This window comes from Spirosoma jeollabukense (genome assembly GCF_054777855.1).
In genome coordinates this window covers 1,037,008-1,059,286 of sequence record NZ_BAAHAD010000001.1, presented here as the reverse complement: position 1 = coordinate 1,059,286, position 22,279 = coordinate 1,037,008, and the positions used below count along the sequence as shown (strand labels likewise).

Here is a 22,279-nt window from a genome sequence, read left to right as displayed (position 1 = left end):
GTTTAGTACTTCGTCAGCGTTCGGAATTATACCAACGGATCGCTATTTAAGCTATTTTCTGAGCTGAAATTGGGGTTTGTTACTACGTATTTCCTCATCATTCAGATAAATCCTGAATTCACATAGGTTGACGGGTAATAGATTCTGTATTAAGGGCTGGTACTATTTTTCTGCTGATTGTGTAGCAAACTTCTGATTGACTCATCTAAGCTGGGAAACTTAAACCAGGCCTGTTTAAAATAGACCGTTCCATCTGGTTCAATCAAATAAGCCATGTTGGGCGCTTGCCCAAAAGCTAACCAGAAATCATTTGCTGGATTGTCTATCAATACAGGAGCGAGGAGCGCATTTTTCTGTTGCCATCTCTTCGCGAGTAACTTTCGCTCACCATACGTCTTGGCTTGTTTCGCTTCAATGTGATCTCTAACATTTGCCGGAGCAATCTCTATTCGATTGTTTTTTGAATAAGGACTGATCGTATCGGACGGATGGGCATCAATCGTATAAACAAGATAGATATTTATTTTGTCTCTGTATCTCGCGGTTAAGGCATTGATATCCGGTATGTTAAGACGGCTTATGTCGCAGGTATAACTACCCGAAACCAGCAGGAGCGGTTTGTTATTTTCCAGAATTCCTGAAAGTGAAAATTTTGCGCCATCGGTTGACAGAAAAGTGATGTCTTTTATTTTATCTCCTTTCTGATAACCGAGTTTCGCAAAATCTTTGTAGTTATTTTTTATTCCCTCTGATAAAGGCAGGTCGATTTTAGTTACGTCTTTGGGGAGTTCTTGATGACTATTATGCGCCGTATAGCTTGTATGACAAGAACTTAACGTAGCTATTGACAGCAACCCGAAAAGGTAGCTCAATTGCTTCATGTATATAACGTCAGGTAATAATTTAGAAAAGAAAAGTTTTCACTTCAATTGATTAATAGACACCAGAAAAAAGCTAACTAACTTTATTGGTGCCCAGCGTGAAATTATAGAGAATAATCTAGTGGAGAGATTAAAAACTCTTTAAAAAAACAGCTGTGTAATTAATTGATTTATAGTGCTTAAGTCGATGAATGAATTGGCTAATAAGCGTATATACTCACCACTATACAAAGCGAAAAAATAAATGGATAAATAAGTATTTATGCTACCAATTTTAAAATAAGCTGATAAGTAGTTTTCCTTTATGAAAGCTATTTGTGTCTGTGTGAAGCTACTATTTTTTACTCTGAAACAGGTAATAATCTGGTTGACGAATCTCTATATACGTATGAGTTATTTAGTGTAGATTACGATAGTTTAGTAAGGCGAATTACTTATATCAATAGTGAGCTGGTCAGCAAAAATAATTTTTGCTGACCAGCTCACTAATTCACTTTATATAGCGAAAATCTTCATTACCCTTCAAGGCCAGCAATGTTTCGTACATAAGCTTGATAACGTTCTGTACGTCGTCCATGTGCACGGTTTCGACAGTCGTGTGCATATACTTGAGTGGCAGCGAAATCAGGGCTGAGGCAATGCCTTCCGTAGCGTAAGCGAAAGCATCTGTGTCCGTACCCGTTGAGCGACTGACGGCCTGCCGCTGAAACGCAATGTTCTGTTGCTCAGCTACGTCAATCAGGAAATCCAGTACGTTGTTTTGTACTGCCGGGCCATAGCACAGCACGGGGCCGTCGCCACATTTGAGATCGCCCTGTTCTTTTTTGTCGTATTTTGGGGATTGTGTATCGTGCGTTACGTCGGTACAGATCGCCAAGTCAGGTTTCAGGCGACGGGCAATCATTTCGGCACCGCGCAGGCCAATCTCCTCCTGAACCGCATTGACGACATACAGCGTAAAGGGCAGCGCTACGTTGTTTTCTTTCAAAAGCCGGGCCACTTCGGCGATCATGAATCCACCCACACGGTTGTCTAGCGCCCGACCCACGTAGTAACGCTGATTCAATTCCATCAGGCCATCAACGAACGTGCAGACGGTGCCAACGTGAATGCCCATATCCAGGACTTCCTGTTTGGTAGCCGCCCCTACGTCGATGAACAGATCGGTTACTTTAGGCGCCGTGTCTTTGGCAAGGTCGCGCACGTGGATAGCGGGCCAGCCAAAGACACCTTCCACGACGCCTTTTTTTGTGTGCAGATTGACGCGCATCGACGGGGCGATGAGTGCATCGGAGCCACCGTTCCGCCGAACGTAGAGATAGCCATCGTCGGAAATGTAATTGACAAACCACGAAATTTCATCGGAGTGGGCTTCGATGACGACTTTATAGTCTTTGCCCGGCCCGATCACGCCAACGGCGGTACCATACGTATCAACGATGTACTCGTCGGTATAGGGTTTAATGTAATCCAGCCAAATCTGCTGCCCCGACGATTCAAAGCCGGTAGGGGAGGCATTATTAAGGTATTTGTACAGGAAGCTTTTACTGTGTTCGTTCATTTTAGGTAGCTAATTGTCATTGGAACGCGGATGCCACAACCAGCTTGATCATGTCAGCCACGTTCCAAGTAGGAAAGTAAATGTAAAAAATCAAAACCCAATCCGCTCACGGGTTTGCTCGACGCCCATCGAACGTAGCAGTTCCATCGCAATGCGCTCATCGTATTGGCGCTTCCAGTAGTCGGCCTCCAGCCGCAGTTTATCTAATTCGATCTGCTGCTTTTCAACCAGTAGCCGGAGGGTTTCAAGCTCATGACTAACTAATTCGTTTGTTTTTGGCTCAACAACCTGTGCCGGAATGGCTTCGTCGCTAAGCAGGGTTAAGGGCGATATCCCCAGTACGTTGGCAATCTGGGTCAACCGAGAGAGGGTCAGATCCGTTTTGCCGCGTTCTATATCGCCGTAGGCCGTGGTGGACAAATTGAGCAGATCGGCCATATTTTCCTGCGATAAACCACGCTGGAGCCGTTCAAGACGTATTTTTTCTTCGATGGATGTCTTCATATCAAGTAACGACGATAAATTCTAAACCAAAACCGATACTAATTTTCGGAATGATAACGCAATTTTGTGACGAAACAATTCTCGAACTTACACCAACCGTTATTGGTTTTCAAATCAAAGGAGTAAACCCAATTATGAATAACGAAAAAGAATTCCGCAAATATGCCGTGCACCACATGGGGCTTAACGGTCTGACCGTGGACGGTTACGTAAACCACACTGTTGAGAACATGACCCGTTCGGTCATTGAAGAACGTCCTATGAACTTCCGGGAGGTAGATGTATTCTCCCGGTTAATGGCCGATCGGATTATCTTCATGGGATTGCCCGTCGACGATAATATTGCCAATATCATTATTGCCCAGATGCTGTTCCTGGAATCGGCTGATCCGAAAAAGGACATCGTTATGTACCTGAATAGCCCTGGTGGATCGGTGTATGCCGGTCTGGGTATCTATGACACCATGCAGCACATCCGGCCCGACGTAGCGACGGTCTGCACGAGCCTGGCTGCTTCGATGGGTGCTGTATTACTGGCTGGCGGTGCCGCCGGAAAGCGTTCGGCGCTTCCGCATGCCCGCATTATGATTCACCAGCCATCGGGTGGTGCACAGGGACAATCGGTCGATATTGAAATTACAGCCCGTGAAATCGTTAAACTTCGCGAAGAATTATACGAAATTCTGGCCTTCCATTCCGGCAAAGACGTTAAGCAAATTGAGAAAGATTCGGATCGTGACAAATGGATGCGCGCCGAAGAAGCAAAAGAGTATGGTTTGATCGACGACGTACTACGTCGGGAAAAATAAGCCACTGTCTGCCGCTTAGTTAGTAAAGCGCGAGAATTACGACCTGTAATTCTCGCGCTTTTTGTTTGAGGACTAGCGTTAGAATTTATGCAAATCCGTATACAAACACTTGGCTATTTACTTACCAATGGATAACTTTGTTGAGAGCCAAGAACGCATACTCGTTTGAGGAGGTTATTTTTGCTGAAATTGGTTTGACAGCATTTATACCAAACTGTTTTACAAATTAAGTAGGCGTAGTCCCGCTTATGATCCACTAACCCCCAGCCCATTTACCCTGCAAACGTTCATGCCACAAATTAGTTGCTCGTTCTGTGGACGGCGCAAAAATGAAGTAACGCTGCTGCTGTCAGGTATCGACGCACATATCTGCAACTACTGCATTGAGCAGGGGCATCAGGTGGTGATGGAAGAAACACGCCCCCGGCAGAGTGAACCAACGGAGGTGAAGATTAACCTCATCAAACCCGTTGATATGAAGCGACACCTCGACCAGTATGTTATTGGTCAGGATGAGGCCAAAAAATCAATTACGGTGGCCGTCTACAACCACTATAAACGGTTGATGCAGCCCAAAACCGACGATGATGTTACGATAGAAAAATCGAATATTATCATGGTTGGTGAAACCGGCACCGGCAAAACCTACCTGGCCCGATCCATTGCCAAGATACTGGAAGTGCCCTTCTGCATTGCCGATGCAACCGTCATTACGGAGGCTGGCTACGTTGGCGAAGACGTTGAAACCATTCTAACGCGCCTGTTGCAGGCCGCCGATTACAATGTCGAAGCAGCTGAAAGGGGCATCGTCTATATTGACGAGATTGATAAAATTGCCCGCAAATCCGATAATCCCAGCATCACCCGCGACGTAAGTGGCGAGGGCGTTCAGCAGGCATTGCTGAAATTGCTCGAAGGGTCGATCGTGAACGTACCACCCCAGGGTGGACGCAAGCACCCCGACCAACGGCTGATTGCGCTGAATACCGAAAATATTCTGTTCATCTGTGGCGGAGCATTTGATGGCATTGAGCGACATATTTCCAAGCGAATCAACACACGGCCCATTGGGTTCTCGGGCGACCGTCGACTGAATGATATGCTCGAAAAAGGCCATCTGATGCGGTATATTTCGGCACTTGATCTAAAATCATTCGGCCTGATCCCTGAATTGATCGGTCGACTGCCCGTTTTGACGCACCTTGAACCACTCGACCGTTCAGCGTTGATGCAGATTTTGACGGAGCCTAAAAACGCCATCACGAAGCAGTACGATAAGCTCTTCCAAATGGAAGACATCAAACTCCGCTGGGACCCCAGCGCCCTGAACTATATTGTCGATCAGGCATTGCAGTATGGTCTTGGCGCAAGGGGATTGCGTTCCATCTGCGAATCTATTATTACTGATGCTATGTTTGAGATGCCCTCACAAACGGGCGTAAAAGAACTTACAGTTAGTCTGGAATATGCCCGCGAGAAATTTGGCAAATCCAGTACCCATCAAATACGCTCGGTCGCTTAGTGAACGTATCCTAAAAAGACAAACCCCGATTTCTTGACGGAAATCGGGGTTTGTCTTTTTAGGATTATTTTTTGATACATGTCAACAAATGAAACGTTCCGTAGTTACCTAGATGATAATTCATTTATTACACTCAATTAAATAACCATTCTTGTTATGAGGAACATTACCCATCATCTCCTGGGAAGTGCGTTAATGATTACGCTGTTTGCTGCCTGCAGCCGTCCGGTAGCTTATTTCCAGCCCAGCGCCCGCGAACATTTCGCCACTGCACAACCAACGCCTGCACCCGTAGCCACGGCCGAAACACCCGCCCCTGTAGCTGCGGAAGTGTTAGCTCCTGCGGCCACAGTTGCCCCCGTAGAACAGACCGCCAAAGCTACTCAAGCGCTGGATCAAATGGATGCACTGGTGCGCAACGACAGCAAACTGGCCGACAACAAAACGGTTCAGAAACGACTGAATCGGGTGCGGACGTTACTGGCAAGTGCTTCGGCCAAAGCCAGCTTGAGCCCCACGGAAGTGAGCGCGCCCAGGAAAATGAATCTGGTTGAGCGGATGATGCTCAAGAAGGTGAATAAGAAAATCAACAAGCAACTTGCCCCCGCTAATCCTGAAAAAACGATGGCTAACAGCGGAACATTGGCTGCTGGTGCCGTATTGGTTATTATCGGGTTGCTACTGCTGATCCTGACGAGTGGCACGGCGGCAACGGTTGGCCTTGTCGCGGTTCTGGTAGGTGCGGTCATCCTCCTGATCGGATTATTATAACGTAGTAATACAAATAAAATCCCTGTTTAGCCGGATAATTCTTCTGGTTAGGCAGGGATTTTTCATACTATCCAATTCGATTGATCTGTTTTTTTAGCTTTTGTCTCAACAAACCGACAACGCTGGAGTTGTTGTGAGTGAATCTCAATCGTTTACCTAAAAAAAACTCTCTCGTATGAACACATTTTCCCGTTATTTTTTTGCCACTATTCTAGGCACCACAATTCTTTCTTCATGCAGCCGTCCGGTGGCTTATTTCCAACCCAGCGCCCGCGAACATTTCGCCACTACGTCCACAAAAGCAGCGCCAGCTAAGATTGTCGCAACGCCTTCCCCTGCAATTGTTGAAACCACGACTCCCGTTGCAATAGCTACTCCAACCGAACAGGTTGCCAAGGCGAATGTGGCGCTGGATCAAATGGATGCGCTGGTGCACAACGACAGCAGACTGGCCGACAACAAAACAGTTCAGAAACGGCTGAATCGCGTGCGGACGTTACTGGCAAGTGCTTCTGCTAAGGCGAGCCTGACGCCTACAGAGGTGAGCGCACCCAGGAAAATGAATCTGCTGGAGCGAATGATGCTCAAAAAGGTAAATAAGAAAATCAACAAGCAACTTGCCCCCGCTAATCCTGAACGCGCAATGGCAATCCAGCCGCTTCTGGTACTGGGTGCCATCTTGGTTATTGTCGGCTTATTACTGCTTATTTTTGGCAGCGGCACAGCGACAACAATTGGGCTCATTGGTCTTTTGGGCGGTGCGGTTCTCCTTTTACTCGGCCTGTTATAGATTAAGTTTTTGATGCCTGATAAATTCCTTGTCTGACGAACTACTTACTCGGCTGGATGGGATTTTGTATAGATTTCGACTCTTTTGATCTATTTTTCATTTTTATCATAACAAACCTATCAAGTTGTAGTTGTTGTGGATGAGTCTCAATTGTTCAATTTTAATTATATCGTATACTATGAGAACGCTTTCCAAGCACCTTTTTGTCGCTCTTCTGGGCACAGCTCTTATTTCGTCGTGCAGCCGTCCGGTAGCCTACTTCCAGCCAACGGCTCGTGAACAGTTTAAAACAGCGCAGCCCGAAGCCGTTGCCACCACAACACCGATTGAGACCAGTCAACCAGCAACAGTAGAAACGCCTGCGCCAGTGGCTGCACCAGCTGAGCAACTTGCGCAGACAAAGCAGGCCATGAGTCAGGTAGAAGCGTATGTTCGGAATGATAGCAAATTGTCATCGAACAAAAAGCTGACTAAACGCATGGCGCGTCTGAATGACCTGTTGACGAACACCAGCAATAAAGCGACGGTAACGACGAATGTTGCTTCCGCGAAAAAATCGACGCTGATGGAGCGGATGATGCTCAAAAAGATCGACAAGAAAATAAAAAATCACGTAGCACCCGACCAAACGAAAGTGATGGATAGCAATATCCGCCTGGGTATTATCATCGGAATTATCGGTTTGCTCTTGTTATTACTAGCTAACGGTGGCGTTCTGGCCGTAATTGGTGCTATCGGTCTTATCGTAGGTTTGGTACTGATTTTGCTAGGCGTCATTAACGCATAAATAGTCACCCATACTTTTTTGGAATGAGTCAGTTACCCGTTCTTTGTCTCATCCATGGCCACGGCGTAGATGCTTCCATTTGGGATGGCATCTACGCCGATTTGGTTTCGGATGCTCAGGTACTAAAACCTAATTTTGCCCGCCTAACGAATCATAAGACAATTGAAGCCTATGCTGAAGATTTGTATGCTCGATTGCAAACTGCACAGATTTCAAACGTCGTATTGGTTGGTCATTCGATGGGCGGTTATATAGCGCTGGCCTTCGCCGAGCAACATCCTGAGATGGTTCAGGGATTGATGCTGTTCCATTCTACGGCGACCGCTGATGATGAAAAGCGTAAAGAGGTACGTCGGCAAACCATTGACGAGTTGAAGACGCAGGGAACGGCGCCATTTATTCAAAAGCAATTGCCGAAAATGGTGGCTACTACGTATCCTCCCGAAAAAACGCAGGTATTGATCGACCGTTTTCTGGACTTGCCTGCCGATGCCCTTATTGCGGGTGTGGAAGCAATAGCTGGTCGGCCAGATCGAACGCATGTGCTACGTACGGCTACGTTTCCAACCGTATTGGTGTTGGGGCGCGAAGATCAACTGATGCCTTTCGATAAAACGGCGCAGCTGGCTGACTTGTCCGACAACATTACGGTGCTTCCCATTGAGAACGCCGGGCACCTGAGTATGGTTGAACAACCCGAAGCCGCCATGCAGGCCATTCGAACTTTTATGGCTCAGTACTGATTTCATTGCCAGTTATTTAAAAGAGGGAAGCCGTATACGCTTCCTTTTTACGTTTTAAGCCCATTTTCAACTGATTATCCGTAAACTTGCACCTTGTTTTAAAAATAGGCCGGATGAGCCGAACTTGTCCGACCGAATTATCCTGTTACGACAATGGCTGAGCTTTTTAACGTTTATCCGCTATACGACATTGAACCCGTTCGCGCGCAGGGGAGCTACCTGTGGGACGTCAATGGCACCCGCTATCTCGATCTCTACGGTGGTCATGCCGTGATTTCAGTTGGGCACACGCATCCACGATACGTACAGGCCCTCACTGACCAGTTGCATAAGATTTCCTTCTACTCCAATTCGGTTAAGATTCCATTGCAGCAGGAGTTGGCGGATAAATTGGGCGCTCTTTCCGACCACCCTGATTACGCATTATTTCTGTGCAACTCTGGAGCCGAAGCCAATGAAAATGCGCTGAAACTGGCGTCGTTCCATAATGGCCGGACGAAGGTTGTCGCGTTCAAAAAGAGCTTCCACGGCCGTACGGCCGGCGCCGTTGCTGCTACCGATAATCCATCTATCGTTGCCCCAATCAATTATAATCAGCACGTTACGTTTCTTCCTTATAACGATTCGGAAGCGGCCCGAGCTGGCATCACTTCAGAAACCTGTGCTGTAATCATCGAAGGCATTCAGGGCGTGGGGGGTATTCAGGTAGCTACGGATGAATTTTTGCAGACGCTACGTCAGCGTTGCGACGAAACCGGCACGGTCCTGATTCTGGATGGCGTTCAGTGTGGATACGGTCGGTCGGGAAAATTCTTCTCGCACCAGTTTAGCGGTATCGAAGCCGATATCATTTCCATGGCGAAAGGCATGGGCAATGGCTTTCCCATTGGCGGCATTCTGATTTCTCCCAAGTTCAAAGCCAGCTACGGCTTGCTCGGTACTACGTTCGGCGGCAACCATCTGGCCTGCACGGCGGCCATTGCGGTCCTGGACATCATGCGAGACGAAGGGTTGATGGAAAATGCTACCAACATAGGCAACTACTTAATGAACGGCATCGGGCAGATTGGCGGCTACAAAGAGCTGCGTGGCCGGGGCCTGATGATCGGGATTGAATATGATTTTCCTGTCGATTCGCTCCGTAAAACGCTCCTGTTCGAGCATAAGCAGTTTACGGGTGTAGCGGGGAAAAACACGATTCGATTGCTGCCTTCGCTGGCAATTGGTATCGACGAAGCCGATCAGTTCCTGGAAGCATTGCGAAAAGAAGTTAGTGTCTTATTGTAACTAAAGTGCTACCGGGCTATGCGGGCCATTTATGGTCAGCAAAAAGACTGACGTTTGGTTATCTTTGTTAAAAACAACTTTGCTATGAACTGGCAAGACTATATTCACTCAGATGAAAACGTGTTGATGGGGAAGCCTGCTATCAAAGGCACACGATTGTCGGTAGAATTCCTGCTCGAACGGTTGGCTGATGGTTGGACAGAACAGGATTTGCTCGATAATTATCCACGTCTGACCAAAGAAGCTTTGAAAGCGGTTTTTGCTTACATCCATGCTACGATGAAAGATAATCTTGTTTTCTTCCCCGCTAGTAATTTTCGACAAGCATCATGAAGTTTCTCGCTGATGAAAACTTCCCTATTACCGCTTACCGAATTTTGCTCGAATCAGGTATGACATCAAACATATAGCCTATGAAATGCCTAGCGTGGCAGACACAGACGTAACGGATTATGCTATCAACGAGGATCGGATTATCCTTACGTTTGATGGTGATTATGGTACGTTAATATTTAAGTTTGGATACCGTCCACCAGGTGTAGTCTATTTTCGTTTGCAAAATATTACGGCTGACGAACCTGCCTACATCTTGATGAATCTGTTAAAGGGAGCGTACCAATTTGAGCATATGCATACAGTTGTTGAAAACGATAAAATACGACAACGCAGAATTCAGTAACCATTCCATGATCTCTAGCGCCCTTTGCGTTTAAATTATAATGACCAATTTTCTCTCCCTTGCCGACGTCACAAATCTCGACGCGTTAATTCAGTCCGGCCTTGATGCCAAAGCCAACCCCTTTGCTGATCAGCACCTTGGTAAAAACAAAACCATTGGCCTGATCTTCTTTAATTCCAGCCTGCGGACGCGCTTGAGCACTCAAAAAGCCGCCCAGAACCTTGGCATGAACGTAATAACACTGAACGTTGGTGTCGGGCAGGATAGTTGGGGGCTGGAAATGGAAGAAGGCGTTATCATGAACGGCGACAAAGCGGAACACATCCGGGAAGCAGCCGCTGTTATTGGCCGCTATTGTGATATAATCGCGATTCGGGCGTTTGCCGAACTCAAGGACCGGAACAAAGATTATCGGGAGCAGGTCATGCACCAGTTTGCCAGGTACGCTGGGGTACCCATCGTTAATCTGGAATCGGCGACGCGGCATCCGCTGCAATCGCTCGCCGACTGTATCACGATTCAGGAAGCCCAGTTAAAATCACCATTGATGCCGGCTCGCCCAAAGGTGGTTCTAACCTGGCTGCCCCATTTCAAACCACTGCCCCAGGCCGTCGCCAATTCGTTCTGTGAATGGATGAATGTCCGTGCGAAGGCAGGTCATGTTGAGTTTGTAGTGACCCATCCGGAAGGCTACGAACTCGCCCCCGAATTTGTGGGCAATGCCCGTGTGATCTATAATCAGGATGAAGCCTTTGCCGGTGCCGATTTTATTTACGGCAAAAACTGGTCGTCCTATACGCACTACGGTCAGGTACTGACGCAAGACCCATCGTGGGCTGTAACCATGGATGATCTACGCTTGACCAATAACGGTAAGTTTATGCACTGCCTGCCTGTTCGCCGTAATTTAAAAGTGGCTGATGAAGTATTGGATAGTCCGCAGTCGCTCGTAATTGAACAGGCCGCTAACCGGGAATGGTCGGCTCAGGCGGTATTGAAGGAAATCTTAAAAACAATGTAAAGTACAGCGAGACGGAGGTTAGCACGGAACGCCCAGAGATGAATTTTTTCCCTGTATACTCCGTGCTTATCTCTGTCGTCTGTGTTTAAAAAATAATGGATAACCTGACTGTTATAAAAATTGGCGGCAATGTCATCGATAATCCGGAGGCACTGAACCGTTTTTTAAAAGCCTTTGCCAGCTTGGTTGGTCCTAAACTGCTGGTGCATGGTGGCGGCAAAATAGCGACGCAGGTGGCGGAGAAATTAGGTATTGAAACCAAAATGGTTGACGGCCGACGTATTACGGATCAGCCCATGCTCGATGTGGTGACAATGGTATATGGTGGCTTGGTCAATAAGCAGATCGTAGCTAAGCTTCAGGCGCTGGATATTGATGCTATTGGGCTTACTGGAGCCGATGGTGGTACTGTTCTGGCGAAAAAGCGCCCTGTCAAAGATATTGATTATGGTATGGTTGGTGATATTGAGGAAGTAGACTCTGGCCAGATTCAGTTCTTTCTGCGGCAGAGTTTAACACCCGTTTTTGCGCCCATTACGTATACCCGTGGCGGTGATTTGCTGAACACAAATGCCGATACGATGGCTTCGGCGATTGCGGTCGATATGGTTCGGCACAACAACGTAACGCTGATCTATTGCTTTGAAAAAAAGGGCGTTCTGAAAGACCCAACCGACGACAACAGCGTTATCAATGAACTCAACCCGTCCCTCTATGCCGACTACAAAACCGCTGAAACCATCAACAAAGGCATGATTCCCAAACTAGACAATGCATTTAAGGCCCTGGATAATGGCGTCGCGAAGGTGATCATCTGCCACGCTGATGACGTCGCTGAAGCCGTTAAGCAGGGAGCTGGAACAACCTTAAAAAAATAAAGCGACCTTCAGTCGCTCTTGTACAGTATCGTGAAAGTTAAGCGGCTCCCAAGCCGCTCCTCTTATTTTTCAGCCAGCAGGTGAGCAACACGCCGGATGCCCATAAACCGTTGTTGGTAATAGGAAGCGTGAAGGTAATCGTATCGAACGCCCCCGTTCCAGGCTGAATGAATAAATTTGACTTTATCTCCAATAACTTCTGTAATCAAACCAACGTGGCCAATCCGGTTGCCGCCCGACCCGTGACCTTTGAACAGGATCAGGTCGCCGGGTTGCGCTTCGTCTTTGGCAACGGCTTCACCAACGTTTCCCTGGGCAGCGCTGGAGTGAGGGAGGGAGACCCCAAAATGCTTGAAGCAGAATCGGGTGAATCCCGAGCAATCGAAGCCTCGTGTTGTTGTGCCGCCAGAGCGGTATCGAATTGAAAGGTGCTCCTTGGCGAAGCTGATAATGTCCTTAACGACGGGAATGCTTTCGTAAAAACTTGTTTCAGTTACTGAGGCTTCTGATATTTCTTTTACGGTGGGTACGGTTTGTGCTTGAACGATGCCAAACGAGACAGTACAAACTACTGCCAGGAGCATTTTTCTCATAATAGAAGTGGGTCAAATCCAAGTTACGTTCTTAAAAGTATTGAATATTGACCGAACTACCTATTGTTTGAGGAAAAGTTTCTACACTTTTAATGACAATTTTACGTGCCAAAACGGCTAAGTTACTGAGGGTAAGTGAGCTAAAAACTGAAATTTTGCGTTTATTTTTTTGAAATTTAATGCGCTGCTTTCGGATAGGTTAGCTGCTTGTCTAAACTAATCAGCGGTCTCTCACTGCTTTTCCTAAGCACCGAAAGACCGCTGATTGATCTTTATTACAAGTAATCCGTATGAATTAAAACCAGTTCGCGCCGACGATTCGGAAGGGCCAGGGAATGGAAGCTAGGATAAGCAATAAGCCTAAACCGTAGAATATTCCGACCAGGCGCTGCTTGGTGACGGCATCGGAAGCGCGTTTGGAACGAGAGTAACCAATGGTGATGAGCACAATAGCGATCAGCATGCCGGTTGTGTGCTCCACACTGTAGAAGCGGTATAGCTTGTCGCTCATCAGGCTAAAATTGACTTTCGGGCTTATAAATAGTAGAATTAGTCCCAGAATCAACTGCGTGTGCACTGAAATCAGGGTAAACAGGTAGAGTTTACGGTTACCGTCGGTATAACCACTACGTCCCTGCCACTTACTAATGGCAGTTACAACGGCAGCTAGTAATAAAATAAGGGCTATCCAGCGAAGCCCCGAGTGGGCGTGTACTAATCCGGAATACATGAGTCAAGTTCGTTTTTTGATTGACAAAGAAACAACCAAATAGCCAACTTACATTGCCAATCAGGTGTTGAGTCCTTATGATTCTTTACAATACAACGTATAGCGTTGCCAGCGAGATCGCTGATGACTGGCTTCGGTGGATGAAGCGCTTTTTTGTGCCCGCAGCCGTAGCGACCGGATTACCCATTAGCTACCGCATTCTTCGCCTATTGACCGAGCTTGATAATGGTGGCGTGACCTATTCCTTTCAACTGGATTTCAATACACTAGAGGACTACAACACCTATCTGGAAATCCACGCCGATGGCTTGCGTAAACGGATTGAACATCGTTTCGGAAATCAGTTCATCTCCTTCGATACGTTGCTTGAAGAGGTCTGAACTGCAACGGCAGCCCGGCGGGATTTATCTGATTAAATTGATTGACATGATTTTGATTATCCGGGTTATGCAAGCGAAAGCAAAATCATAGTAATCAATAAAATCAAATAAATCCCGGTTCCCCTTTGATTCTAAAAATAGCGCCTTCCAGCGATTCTTCGACCCGAATCTGGCACGCCAGTCGGCTGTCAAAATTGGCGTCGGGTAAAGTGTCCAGCATATCGAGTTCGGCATCCTGAGCAGCGGGCAATGAATCGAGTCCGTCGAGTACCTGTACGTGGCAGGTCGCACAGAGGGCCATGCCTCCGCAGGTCGCCAGGATATCATACTCCGAAGCTTTCAAAACTTCCATCAGGCTCAGGTTAATGCCCTCCGGTATTTCTATCGGCTGCCGCTCGCCGTTTCGGTCTTCAATGGTGAATGCGATCATAGGAAATGTAGTCAGCAGTCGTCAGTTGATAGTCTTTAGTGGCTGACGCGAAGCAGTATAATCGCATCCACCACTGCTGACTATTGACTAACAACTATCGACTTATTTTTAAAAAGTGGGAACCCCGTTAACGGTCGTGTATTTGAAACTCAGTTTCTGGTCGGGGTGAACGTAGTGAAACGCACTTTGGCACATCAGGGCTGCTTCGTGAAAGCCGCAGAGAATCAGCTTCAGCTTGCCCGGATACGTATTGATATCGCCAATGGCGTAAACGCGTTCAACGTTGGTCGAGTAATCCGTTGTGTTGACGCTGATGGCTGATTTGTCGATACTCAGGCCCCAGTCGGCGATGGGGCCGAGTTTTGGCGTCAGGCCGAAGAGCGGAATCAGGTGATCGGCGGGCAGCGTGGTTACCGTTTTATCTTTCGCCGTAATGACGACCTCGTTCAGATGTCCATTCCCGTTGATACTGGTAATCGTCGATTGCAGCACCAGATTCACCCGACCCTGATTCGCGAGGTTGAATACTTTCTCGGCCGAATCGGGAGCGCCCCGGAACGTATCACTCCGATGGACGAGCGTTACTTCTTTTGCTACGTCGGCCAGGAAAATGGTCCAGTCCAGGGCCGAGTCGCCACCCCCGGCCAGCACCACCCGGCGGTCGCGTAGCTGCTCAGGATTTTTGACCATATACGCAACGCCTTTCCCTTCAAAGCGTTCCAGGTTAATGATTTCTGGTTTGCGGGGTTCAAAACAGCCGAGTCCTCCGGCAATAACCACCACCTGGCAGTGAACGGCTGTTCCGTCGTTCGTTGTAACGATATAGGAACCGTCGTCCTGCCGATCCAGTTCTTCCACGCGCTCGCCCAGCGTAAAGCCCGGATTAAAGGAGGTAATCTGCTCCATCAAGTTATCCACCAACGTTTGGGCATTTATAGACGGATAACCGGGAATGTCATAAATCGGCTTCTGTGGATAAATCTCCGAAAGCTGTCCACCAACTTGTGGCAGAGCATCGATCAGATGGCACCGCATTTTCAATAAACCGGCTTCAAAAACGGCGAACAGGCCCACTGGACCCGCGCCAATTATGCAAATATCTGTTGTTATCATGTGGGGGTAGCCATGACACAACTAGCGCATCACAGTACGTCACAAATGTAGGGGCCTGGCTGTGGCCATACTCATCATAAATCGGAATGAGGGATAAGCAAATGGAATAGGTGGGAACTACGAGTTCACCTTCAAGGAGCAACAAACCGTTATTGCCTGTAGTTGTACATCCATCGAAAGCACGCAACGTTATTTGCTTTACCCGTATTTTGGTGGCGACGAAGTAGCGCCCCATGACATTAGGATCGCGATTACGGATAAGTGATCAGGGTGATTATAATCAATTTACCAGATGAACAATAAAATCGCTCTGATTACGGGAGCCAATTCAGGTTTGGGGCTGGCTACGGCCAGGGCACTTGCCAGCCGCTCGTTTGACCTGATACTATTATGCCGCAATCAGCAGAAAGGGCAGGTTGCTCAGGCTGAGGTGCAGCAGGAAAACCCTGCTGTTCGGGTTGATCTGGTGATCGCTGACCTTGGTGATGCTGAGTCGATACGTCAGGTAGCCGATTATATTACGACCCATTATTCAGCGTTAGATGTGCTCATTAATAACGCTGGATATACGCCTTCGACGCTTGACTTTACAAAAGACGGGATCGAAAAGTCGTTCTATGCCAGCCACATTGGTCATTTTCGGCTGACGTACTACCTGACCGATTTATTGAAAAAGACAGCCGACAAAACTGGCGATGTACGTATTATCAGTCTATCCTCGGCTGCGCATGCTTTGGGTAGTAAAGCCCGCTTTTTTCGACGCATTACCGATTTATCCCTGCTTTCGGCGTATGGAGATGATAAACTGGCCAATCTGTTATTCGCTAAAGGAGCCGCCCGGCAATTTGCCGGTACGGGCATTCGGGCGTATGCTGTTCATCCTGGGGTAGTTAAGACTAATTTTGGCGGTGATGCGCCGGGTTTTTTCGGCAAGATGCTGTGGCTGGCAACTCCATTTATGCGTACGCCGGAAGATGGCGCGAAAACCACGGTTTTTCTGGCGTCGGCACCCCTCAAAGCCATTGGAGAGCAAAATGACGGTGGTTATTTTGCCGACAGTCGTCCCAAATCAACCACTAACCGGGACGTTACCGACGCGAACGCTGACTGGCTCTGGCAGAAGAGTTTAACCTACGTGTAATCCAATTAGCTGTACCGGCGTTCAATCCAGTTTGAGTTTCATACCTTCGTGAGTCGCCGTAAACCCCAGCGATTCATAAAACCGAATGGCGTCGGGTCGCCGTTTGTCCGACGTGAGCTGCAGTAAATGACAACCTTTTTCCCGGGCCCGGTTAATAGCATAGGCAAATACTTTGGTGCCAATGCCTTGCCCACGATACGCTGAATTTGTGCGTACAGCCTCCATTTGCGCCCGCAACCCTCCCTGATATGTTAGGTATTGGATGAAGGTTAGCTGAAATGTCGCCACCAGTTCACCGTTCATTTCAACAACGGTTAATTCCTGATTCGGATCTTGCTCAATTCGCGCAAAGGCCGCTACGTAGTTTTCGGGAAGAACCTCGTCAAACTTTTCCCGTGACGCACCAAGCGTATCGTCTGACAGCATCCGGACGATGGCAACGAGGTCGTCTTTAGTGGCAAGTCGGAAAGTAAGTTCCTGGAGCATAGTTTTGGTATCATTTGCCCAGCTAATTTATAGTCAATTCTTTTCCAAACACCCACTCACGTTAGGTGGTTACTCATGCAGGCAGTTCAGCCAGTTTTCTATTCTTCTATGCCGATAAAGGTTCCCGCAGTTTGGTTTGTTGACGACGACGAAGATGATCGTCTTTTTGTTCGGTCGGCATTTGAGGATATCGGTCCTGCAGTAACGGTGTTAACGCTTAATAATGGTGAGCAGCTTTTAGCCGAACTAAAAGATTGCGGTGGCTTGCCGAAGCTGATTTTGCTAGACCTCAATATGCCAGGGCTGAATGGCTTCGATTTACTCCGACAACTACGTAGTACGCCTTCTTTTACGCATATTCCGGTGGTGATTTTCACTACGTCATCCAATGAGCCGGACCGACAAAAAAGCCTGACAGCAGGAGCGAATGGCTTTTTAACCAAGCCCACTACGTATGAAGATTTATCCCGTATGGCCCAATCCCTGAGCCAGCAATGGGTATTAACCGCTACGGCTTAGCCTCCACGTGTGGCGTACATCATAAACAAAATGTAAAGCCAACCAGGAATTGGGCAATCCCTGGTTGGCTTCGTTCATTCACCGCCATAAAAGAAAAATGTCTGTCTATAGCTTCATAACCAGACGACTTAGATCATTTTCCAATCGTGATTTCCTTTTCTTTATAGCCACCGCGTGTTGAGAGCAGCTTGACTTTAGCTTTGATGGGCCCTGGCTGGTTAAGTTTGACGTGGAAAATAGCTTCCTTTTTCTCGCCAACTTTCGTGTAGCCCGCGTAAATGGTTTTGTCGACCAATTCTGGCTGGGTAATCATCACCTTAGCTTCTTTAAACCCTTTCAACAGGGCTTTGTCGATGTCTAACGTAACGCGGTCTTCCTGCACCATCTTAACCCGCTTTGCCTGCTCCAGAGCAACCGGCAATTTCCCCGAGTTGGTCCAGGTGGCTTTCACTTCATATTCGTTATTGGCCAGCGCTTTCACCGCTACGTCGGTTAAGTCAATTTGCGGCAATTCTTTCGCCATCGCCAGATTGAACATCGACTGTTTCGAAATCCAGGTTTCCAATTGCCAGGCTGGACCATTCTGTGAGAAAAATTTGGGATTAAATCCTCCGATCTCTACCGCACCCAACTGTGGATGCGTCATTTTTGCCCACGGTTTAAAGCCGCGTTTGCCGTTCGCTTCGTCGTCCCACATCAGGCCATCATAATCGTCACGATCGCCGTCGCCATCGTAATCTTTCATGGCACCGTTATTCCAGAGTTCATCGCCGTACCAGACTGCCCCGTACTGGAAATAGCCAAAATCAGGACCATGGCCGAACAAAGGCGTTGGCTTGGACGGTTCGCCCGTAAAGCGGTTGATTTTGTTGCGGGTATTGTAGGTTTCATACACATCGCCCGCCCACGGATAGCCCGTAAACGATAGCCCCAGACTGTCCATGTGTTTGTAGATCGCCAGATCGGGCGGGAACATGCTCTCGGCACTGGACGAGGTGGACGGTGGCCGAAGGTGCATCGGTACGCTCGTATCCATCGAGTTCACCACCGTAATATTTGGATGACCCATCAGCCAGATGTAGGTGGCACGGGTTTCGGTTTCGCTGAGCGGATATTCGCTGGCACCACCCTGCGTGTAGCCCCGGCCCGTAAAGTCGCCCCCCTGATCGGGGCGCCAGTTTTCCGGATAGTTACGGTGGTTATCTAAACCGCCGATGCCATCTTCGTTGTATTTGCCATCGCCATCATTATCAATGCCTTCGGTATACACAAAATAATCACCCTGTCCCGGCTGGACCCGTTTCATCAGCCGACCCGATTTGTCTTTCGGGTTCAGTACGTAGTCGGCTTTCTCCAGCTCTTCTTTGGTCGTTGCCTTTTTACGTATCTGGTAAATGATACCATCGCCATCGAGGTCATCTTCCGAATCTTCGTCAAAAAGTCCGTCCCGATCGTCGTCGTGGGGACGTAGCGAACTGCGGTTGCGTTGCGCCGTAAAGAGATACAAGTTGGCGCCATCCGGATTGTTTTCCGGCCGGAGATAAATGGATTTAGTATCCAGCAATTTCGTGATCACGGGGTCTTTTCCGTAATTGTCAAGCAGATGTTTCGTCAGCCAGAAAACCGCTTCACTACTGGTCACTTCGCCACTGTGGCGGCCACCTTCAAAATACGCAGCGGGTTTATCGGTGTGTTTTCCCGTTTTCTTATTCGTCAGCGTCATTTGCAGAATCGGCCGACCTTCGTAACTCTTCTCAACTTCGTATAAATCAATCAGGTTTGGATACTGCTCGGCCCATTTTCGATACCAGCTGTAGATCACATCGGGCATATGATACGTATCGAACGTGAGCGTTGGGCCCGGCTGGTATTGAACATCTTTGAACTGATGTTTTTTGAAATAACTGATGCCATGCCGCTCGCCTTTCACGGTGTAGAATTTACGGGCGGTATCCTGTTCCGGCCACTTCTCTTCGGTGCCGTAATAAGATTTTTGGGCGTAGAGGGTTGATGAACAGAGAAGACAGCATACTAACGTACTGATTTGTTTCATAAACGATTGGTTTCTAAAGAGAATAGAGATGAGCATACTTTAGTCAACGGATTATTTTGCGCTGGCAATTTATTGATGATTTTGTAGATCAGGGAGACGAGCGAAGGATCTATTTGAAAAGTGCTTGTTTTCCAATTAAAATAAATGTTTTGAGCTAGAAGAATCTTTATTTCACCGGGCCGAAATCCGACGCACGACAATGATACTGCGCCTGGTTTCGACCTGGTGACAGAAATGACTGTTACAACAAATTCTCACAACTTGGTTTATATTTACTACGCTATTTCCTTAAATCCAGACATCCATGAAACCTTACCTCTTACTCCTGACCGCCTGCCTGTTTGGCACCAAAAGCTGGGCGCAGGCCGATGTTCAGAAACGCTACCAGACCCGGCTGATCATGGTTGAGGATGGCGGCACCGTTGACCTCGGCCAGGGGACGTTTACGTTCAGTGGGAGCCTGTCGCTGGAGGACAAAAAGCGCATTGTTATTCGGGGGAAGGGCATCGACAAAACCATTCTGAGTTTTAAAGGCCAGACCGACGGCGCCGAAGGTCTGCGCGTGTCCAACGCCGAAGATATTGTCATCGAAAACCTGACGGTTCAGGACACAAAAGGAGACGGTATCAAAACCATGAACGTGAAAGGCATTACGTTCCGAAATGTGAAGGTCGAATGGACGGGGCCACCCAAAGCGGAGAATGGGGGCTATGGCCTTTATCCCGTGCAGTGCGACAACGTAGTGATTGACGGATGCACCGCCATTGGTGCATCCGACGCGGGTATTTACGTAGGGCAGTCACGCGGAATCGTCGTGAAGAAGAGCAAAGCCTACCACAACGTAGCGGGCATCGAGATCGAAAATTCCCGCAATGCCGACGTATTCGACAACGAAGCCTACGAAAATACGGGTGGTATTCTCGTCTTCGATTTGCCCGATCTGGTGCAGAAACAGGGCGGGAACGTGCGGGTATTCAACAACTACGTGCACGACAATAACCTGCCCAATTTTGCACCCGCAGGCAATATTGTCGCCAGTGTATCCGACGGAACCGGGTTGCTGATTCTGGCCGCGAATGGGGTAGAGGTGTTCAACAATCGGTTTATTCGGAATCAGAGCGTCAGTACGGGCATTATCAGTTACCTGCTTACTGAACTGCCTATTAAAGACGAAGCGTATTACCCATTTTCGACGGCGGTTTCCATTCATGATAACGTGTACGAACGGAAACCCGGTCCCGCCAGCTCACGCGGTCGGTACGGTAAAATTTTTGAGTCGATCCTGAAAACGGGTCAGGATGTACCGCACATTCTGTATGATGGCATCGCCGATCCTGCTACGTTCGATAAAGACGGTAAACCATTGGCCGACAAGCGCATCTGCATCCGTAACAATAAAAACCAGAGCATCGTCAACCTCGATGCTGGTCGTGGATTCAAAAACGTTTCCTTCGATGCCGTTCCCTTCAATTGCCAACTGGAGCCACTGAAAACCGTCACGAGCGCTCGTTAAAAGAATGCGTACTTACCTGCCCTGGAGCTTGCTGCTAATCGTGCTATGGCTAACGCTGGTTAGCTGGCGAACGGCGGCTATCCCCGAAAAACTGTCTGATTATGGATTTTTTAGCGGGAAGCTGGCCGATCAGCAGCCAGCGGCTGGGGTCGTTCCGTACGCACTCAATACCCCCTTATTTTCGGATTATGCCGAGAAGTTGCGCTTCGTAAAATTGCCCGCTGGTCAGGCGGTGGCGTACAACGACTCGGCCGTGCTTAACTTTCCGGTTGGCACAACGCTGATCAAAACGTTCTATTTCCCAAACGATTTTCGGGATTCTGCCAAAGGCCGTCGATTGATGGAAACCCGGCTGCTGGTGCACCAGCCGGAAGGCTGGAAAGCGTTTGACTACGTCTGGAATGACGAACAGACCGACGCCCTGCTGGAAGTCGCGGGCGATACCAAAACCGTTCGCTACGTCGATGCGCAGGGACAAAATCGGGAACATTCGTATTCGATTCCTAACCTGAATCAGTGCAAAGGGTGCCATAATCGTAATGAGGTTATGACGCCCATTGGTCCGTCGATACGTCAACTTAACGGCGATCTGGCATACGATAGGAGTGGGGCTGGTGCCACAGAAAATCAACTGACGCATTGGCAACGTAGTGGTATGCTGACGGGCTTGCCCGCCCTGACCAGCTGCCCTAAAACGCCGGTCTGGAACAAACCTGAAACGGGTACAATCAACGATCGGGCGCGGGCCTGGCTCGACATCAACTGCGCGCATTGCCACAATCCTAAAGGGCCAGCCATGACGTCGGGCTTAAATCTAAGCGTTTCGGAGAGGGATCCAACGGCCTTAGGCGTCTTGAAAACACCCGTTGCTGCCGGACGTGGGTCGGGTGGGCACCCGTTCGATATTGTGCCCGGCAAGCCCGATGAGTCCATTCTGATTTACCGGCTAAATTCGACAGACCCCGGCGAGATGATGCCCGAACTTGGCCGCAAAACCATCCAGACCGAAAGCCTGGAACTGCTACGTGCCTGGATCAAAGAAAAGAAGTAGCGCCACAACAGCTTTCAAGTAATTCATACCGCCGAAT

25 protein-coding genes are annotated in these 22,279 nt (G+C 48.3%); 16 read left to right on the top strand and 9 right to left on the bottom strand.

All coding sequences use genetic code 11. The features are described from left to right. Positions 1–149: 149 nt before the first annotated feature. The 3 genes from ACYVEA_RS04300 to ACYVEA_RS04290 all read right to left on the bottom strand — a co-directional run bounded on the left by ACYVEA_RS04300 (position 150) and on the right by ACYVEA_RS04290 (position 2,946). Positions 150–881 carry a deiodinase-like protein gene (locus ACYVEA_RS04300; protein WP_461112094.1) on the bottom strand — a complete coding sequence of 244 codons (732 nt, stop codon included), beginning with the start codon at positions 879–881 and terminating at the stop codon, positions 150–152. Positions 882–1,371: 490 nt separating this feature from the next. Then, a complete protein-coding gene (locus ACYVEA_RS04295) occupies positions 1,372–2,442 on the bottom strand; it encodes a M42 family metallopeptidase (RefSeq protein ID WP_461112093.1) in 1,071 nt (356 codons plus the stop codon). Positions 2,443–2,532: 90 nt separating this feature from the next. Next, positions 2,533–2,946 (bottom strand): helix-turn-helix domain-containing protein, encoded by a 414-nt coding sequence (locus ACYVEA_RS04290; RefSeq protein WP_461112092.1) that lies wholly within the window; start codon positions 2,944–2,946, stop codon positions 2,533–2,535. Positions 2,947–3,080: 134 nt separating this feature from the next. Here ACYVEA_RS04290 and ACYVEA_RS04285 point away from each other — a divergent pair, with 134 nt between their 5' ends. The 11 genes from ACYVEA_RS04285 (at position 3,081) to argB (ending at position 12,233) form a co-directional block, all read left to right on the top strand. After that, entirely contained in the window at positions 3,081–3,755 is a 675-nt protein-coding gene (locus tag ACYVEA_RS04285; RefSeq protein WP_461112946.1) for a ClpP family protease, read from the top strand. Between the two features lie 289 nt (positions 3,756–4,044). Beyond that, positions 4,045–5,277, top strand: a complete 1,233-nt coding sequence (clpX, locus tag ACYVEA_RS04280; RefSeq protein WP_461112091.1) for an ATP-dependent Clp protease ATP-binding subunit ClpX — start codon at positions 4,045–4,047, stop codon at positions 5,275–5,277. Positions 5,278–5,433: 156 nt separating this feature from the next. Next, positions 5,434–6,048, top strand: a complete 615-nt coding sequence (locus tag ACYVEA_RS04275) for a hypothetical protein (RefSeq protein ID WP_461112090.1) — start codon at positions 5,434–5,436, stop codon at positions 6,046–6,048. Positions 6,049–6,223: 175 nt separating this feature from the next. Continuing rightward, entirely contained in the window at positions 6,224–6,838 is a 615-nt protein-coding gene (locus tag ACYVEA_RS04270; RefSeq protein ID WP_461112089.1) for a hypothetical protein, read from the top strand. A gap of 178 nt (positions 6,839–7,016) precedes the next feature. Further along, positions 7,017–7,625, top strand: coding sequence for a hypothetical protein (locus ACYVEA_RS04265; protein WP_461112088.1), 609 nt, complete (start codon positions 7,017–7,019; stop codon positions 7,623–7,625). Positions 7,626–7,648: 23 nt separating this feature from the next. Continuing rightward, positions 7,649–8,368 (top strand): alpha/beta fold hydrolase, encoded by a 720-nt coding sequence (locus ACYVEA_RS04260; RefSeq protein ID WP_461112087.1) that lies wholly within the window; start codon positions 7,649–7,651, stop codon positions 8,366–8,368. Between the two features lie 153 nt (positions 8,369–8,521). After that, on the top strand, positions 8,522–9,655 hold the full coding sequence (locus ACYVEA_RS04255; RefSeq protein ID WP_461112086.1) for an aspartate aminotransferase family protein: 1,134 nt from the start codon (positions 8,522–8,524) through the stop codon (positions 9,653–9,655). 84 nt (positions 9,656–9,739) lie between these two features. Next, positions 9,740–9,988 carry a DUF433 domain-containing protein gene (locus ACYVEA_RS04250; RefSeq protein ID WP_461112085.1) on the top strand — a complete coding sequence of 83 codons (249 nt, stop codon included), beginning with the start codon at positions 9,740–9,742 and terminating at the stop codon, positions 9,986–9,988. Positions 9,989–10,040: 52 nt separating this feature from the next. Beyond that, complete coding sequence (locus ACYVEA_RS04245; protein WP_461112945.1) at positions 10,041–10,334, top strand: DUF5615 family PIN-like protein; 294 nt, start codon at positions 10,041–10,043, stop codon at positions 10,332–10,334. 40 nt (positions 10,335–10,374) lie between these two features. After that, the gene (locus ACYVEA_RS04240; RefSeq protein WP_461112084.1) at positions 10,375–11,355 is read left to right on the top strand and encodes an N-acetylornithine carbamoyltransferase; all 981 of its coding nucleotides are present in this window, start codon (positions 10,375–10,377) and stop codon (positions 11,353–11,355) included. 95 nt (positions 11,356–11,450) lie between these two features. Further along, positions 11,451–12,233 carry an acetylglutamate kinase gene (gene argB / locus ACYVEA_RS04235; RefSeq protein ID WP_461112083.1) on the top strand — a complete coding sequence of 261 codons (783 nt, stop codon included), beginning with the start codon at positions 11,451–11,453 and terminating at the stop codon, positions 12,231–12,233. A 62-nt stretch (positions 12,234–12,295) separates the two neighbouring features. Here the strand turns inward: argB and ACYVEA_RS04230 are convergent, their stop codons facing one another. Both ACYVEA_RS04230 and ACYVEA_RS04225 read right to left on the bottom strand, forming a co-directional pair. Beyond that, entirely contained in the window at positions 12,296–12,826 is a 531-nt protein-coding gene (locus tag ACYVEA_RS04230) for a C40 family peptidase (protein ID WP_461112082.1), read from the bottom strand. 295 nt (positions 12,827–13,121) lie between these two features. Further along, positions 13,122–13,556: a cytochrome B gene (locus tag ACYVEA_RS04225; RefSeq protein ID WP_461112081.1), complete on the bottom strand. Its 435-nt coding sequence runs from the start codon at positions 13,554–13,556 to the stop codon at positions 13,122–13,124. Between the two features lie 77 nt (positions 13,557–13,633). Between ACYVEA_RS04225 and ACYVEA_RS04220 the strand changes: the two genes are divergently transcribed. Further along, entirely contained in the window at positions 13,634–13,936 is a 303-nt protein-coding gene (locus tag ACYVEA_RS04220; RefSeq protein ID WP_461112080.1) for a DUF4286 family protein, read from the top strand. A gap of 103 nt (positions 13,937–14,039) precedes the next feature. Here ACYVEA_RS04220 and ACYVEA_RS04215 read toward each other — a convergent pair whose 3' ends face one another. Next, a complete protein-coding gene (locus ACYVEA_RS04215; protein WP_461112078.1) occupies positions 14,040–14,366 on the bottom strand; it encodes a 2Fe-2S iron-sulfur cluster-binding protein in 327 nt (108 codons plus the stop codon). Between the two features lie 108 nt (positions 14,367–14,474). Further along, positions 14,475–15,479, bottom strand: a complete 1,005-nt coding sequence (locus ACYVEA_RS04210) for an NAD(P)/FAD-dependent oxidoreductase (RefSeq protein WP_461112077.1) — start codon at positions 15,477–15,479, stop codon at positions 14,475–14,477. Between the two features lie 292 nt (positions 15,480–15,771). Here ACYVEA_RS04210 and ACYVEA_RS04205 point away from each other — a divergent pair, with 292 nt between their 5' ends. Next, positions 15,772–16,620: an SDR family NAD(P)-dependent oxidoreductase gene (locus ACYVEA_RS04205; RefSeq protein ID WP_461112076.1), complete on the top strand. Its 849-nt coding sequence runs from the start codon at positions 15,772–15,774 to the stop codon at positions 16,618–16,620. A gap of 21 nt (positions 16,621–16,641) precedes the next feature. Here ACYVEA_RS04205 and ACYVEA_RS04200 read toward each other — a convergent pair whose 3' ends face one another. Continuing rightward, entirely contained in the window at positions 16,642–17,106 is a 465-nt protein-coding gene (locus ACYVEA_RS04200; protein WP_461112075.1) for a GNAT family N-acetyltransferase, read from the bottom strand. Positions 17,107–17,214: 108 nt separating this feature from the next. On the opposite strand from ACYVEA_RS04200, the gene ACYVEA_RS04195 reads away from it, so the two are divergent. Continuing rightward, positions 17,215–17,625, top strand: a complete 411-nt coding sequence (locus tag ACYVEA_RS04195; protein WP_461112074.1) for a response regulator — start codon at positions 17,215–17,217, stop codon at positions 17,623–17,625. Between the two features lie 133 nt (positions 17,626–17,758). On the opposite strand, the gene ACYVEA_RS04190 is transcribed toward ACYVEA_RS04195, so the two are convergent. After that, positions 17,759–19,678, bottom strand: a complete 1,920-nt coding sequence (locus ACYVEA_RS04190; protein ID WP_461112073.1) for a M14 family metallopeptidase — start codon at positions 19,676–19,678, stop codon at positions 17,759–17,761. 304 nt (positions 19,679–19,982) lie between these two features. Here ACYVEA_RS04190 and ACYVEA_RS04185 point away from each other — a divergent pair, with 304 nt between their 5' ends. Beyond that, a complete protein-coding gene (locus ACYVEA_RS04185) occupies positions 19,983–21,191 on the top strand; it encodes a parallel beta-helix domain-containing protein (RefSeq protein ID WP_461112072.1) in 1,209 nt (402 codons plus the stop codon). A 4-nt stretch (positions 21,192–21,195) separates the two neighbouring features. Beyond that, positions 21,196–22,242: an SO2930 family diheme c-type cytochrome gene (locus ACYVEA_RS04180; RefSeq protein WP_461112071.1), complete on the top strand. Its 1,047-nt coding sequence runs from the start codon at positions 21,196–21,198 to the stop codon at positions 22,240–22,242. Positions 22,243–22,279: the final 37 nt, after the last annotated feature.

Bases quoted from the DNA above. Each gene is read 5' to 3' on its own strand.
- ACYVEA_RS04300 (WP_461112094.1), bottom strand. From the start codon at position 881: ATGAAGCAATTGAGCTACCTTTTCGGGTTGCTGTCAATAGCTACGTTA.
- ACYVEA_RS04295 (WP_461112093.1), bottom strand. From the start codon at position 2,442: ATGAACGAACACAGTAAAAGCTTCCTGTACAAATACCTTAATAATGCC.
- ACYVEA_RS04290 (WP_461112092.1), bottom strand. From the start codon at position 2,946: ATGAAGACATCCATCGAAGAAAAAATACGTCTTGAACGGCTCCAGCGT.
- ACYVEA_RS04285 (WP_461112946.1), top strand. From the start codon at position 3,081: ATGAATAACGAAAAAGAATTCCGCAAATATGCCGTGCACCACATGGGG.
- clpX (WP_461112091.1), top strand. From the start codon at position 4,045: ATGCCACAAATTAGTTGCTCGTTCTGTGGACGGCGCAAAAATGAAGTA.
- ACYVEA_RS04275 (WP_461112090.1), top strand. From the start codon at position 5,434: ATGAGGAACATTACCCATCATCTCCTGGGAAGTGCGTTAATGATTACG.
- ACYVEA_RS04270 (WP_461112089.1), top strand. From the start codon at position 6,224: ATGAACACATTTTCCCGTTATTTTTTTGCCACTATTCTAGGCACCACA.
- ACYVEA_RS04265 (WP_461112088.1), top strand. From the start codon at position 7,017: ATGAGAACGCTTTCCAAGCACCTTTTTGTCGCTCTTCTGGGCACAGCT.
- ACYVEA_RS04260 (WP_461112087.1), top strand. From the start codon at position 7,649: ATGAGTCAGTTACCCGTTCTTTGTCTCATCCATGGCCACGGCGTAGAT.
- ACYVEA_RS04255 (WP_461112086.1), top strand. From the start codon at position 8,522: ATGGCTGAGCTTTTTAACGTTTATCCGCTATACGACATTGAACCCGTT.
- ACYVEA_RS04250 (WP_461112085.1), top strand. From the start codon at position 9,740: ATGAACTGGCAAGACTATATTCACTCAGATGAAAACGTGTTGATGGGG.
- ACYVEA_RS04240 (WP_461112084.1), top strand. From the start codon at position 10,375: ATGACCAATTTTCTCTCCCTTGCCGACGTCACAAATCTCGACGCGTTA.
- argB (WP_461112083.1), top strand. From the start codon at position 11,451: ATGGATAACCTGACTGTTATAAAAATTGGCGGCAATGTCATCGATAAT.
- ACYVEA_RS04230 (WP_461112082.1), bottom strand. From the start codon at position 12,826: ATGAGAAAAATGCTCCTGGCAGTAGTTTGTACTGTCTCGTTTGGCATC.
- ACYVEA_RS04225 (WP_461112081.1), bottom strand. From the start codon at position 13,556: ATGTATTCCGGATTAGTACACGCCCACTCGGGGCTTCGCTGGATAGCC.
- ACYVEA_RS04220 (WP_461112080.1), top strand. From the start codon at position 13,634: ATGATTCTTTACAATACAACGTATAGCGTTGCCAGCGAGATCGCTGAT.
- ACYVEA_RS04215 (WP_461112078.1), bottom strand. From the start codon at position 14,366: ATGATCGCATTCACCATTGAAGACCGAAACGGCGAGCGGCAGCCGATA.
- ACYVEA_RS04210 (WP_461112077.1), bottom strand. From the start codon at position 15,479: ATGATAACAACAGATATTTGCATAATTGGCGCGGGTCCAGTGGGCCTG.
- ACYVEA_RS04205 (WP_461112076.1), top strand. From the start codon at position 15,772: ATGAACAATAAAATCGCTCTGATTACGGGAGCCAATTCAGGTTTGGGG.
- ACYVEA_RS04200 (WP_461112075.1), bottom strand. From the start codon at position 17,106: ATGCTCCAGGAACTTACTTTCCGACTTGCCACTAAAGACGACCTCGTT.
- ACYVEA_RS04195 (WP_461112074.1), top strand. From the start codon at position 17,215: ATGCCGATAAAGGTTCCCGCAGTTTGGTTTGTTGACGACGACGAAGAT.
- ACYVEA_RS04190 (WP_461112073.1), bottom strand. From the start codon at position 19,678: ATGAAACAAATCAGTACGTTAGTATGCTGTCTTCTCTGTTCATCAACC.
- ACYVEA_RS04185 (WP_461112072.1), top strand. From the start codon at position 19,983: ATGAAACCTTACCTCTTACTCCTGACCGCCTGCCTGTTTGGCACCAAA.
- ACYVEA_RS04180 (WP_461112071.1), top strand. From the start codon at position 21,196: ATGCGTACTTACCTGCCCTGGAGCTTGCTGCTAATCGTGCTATGGCTA.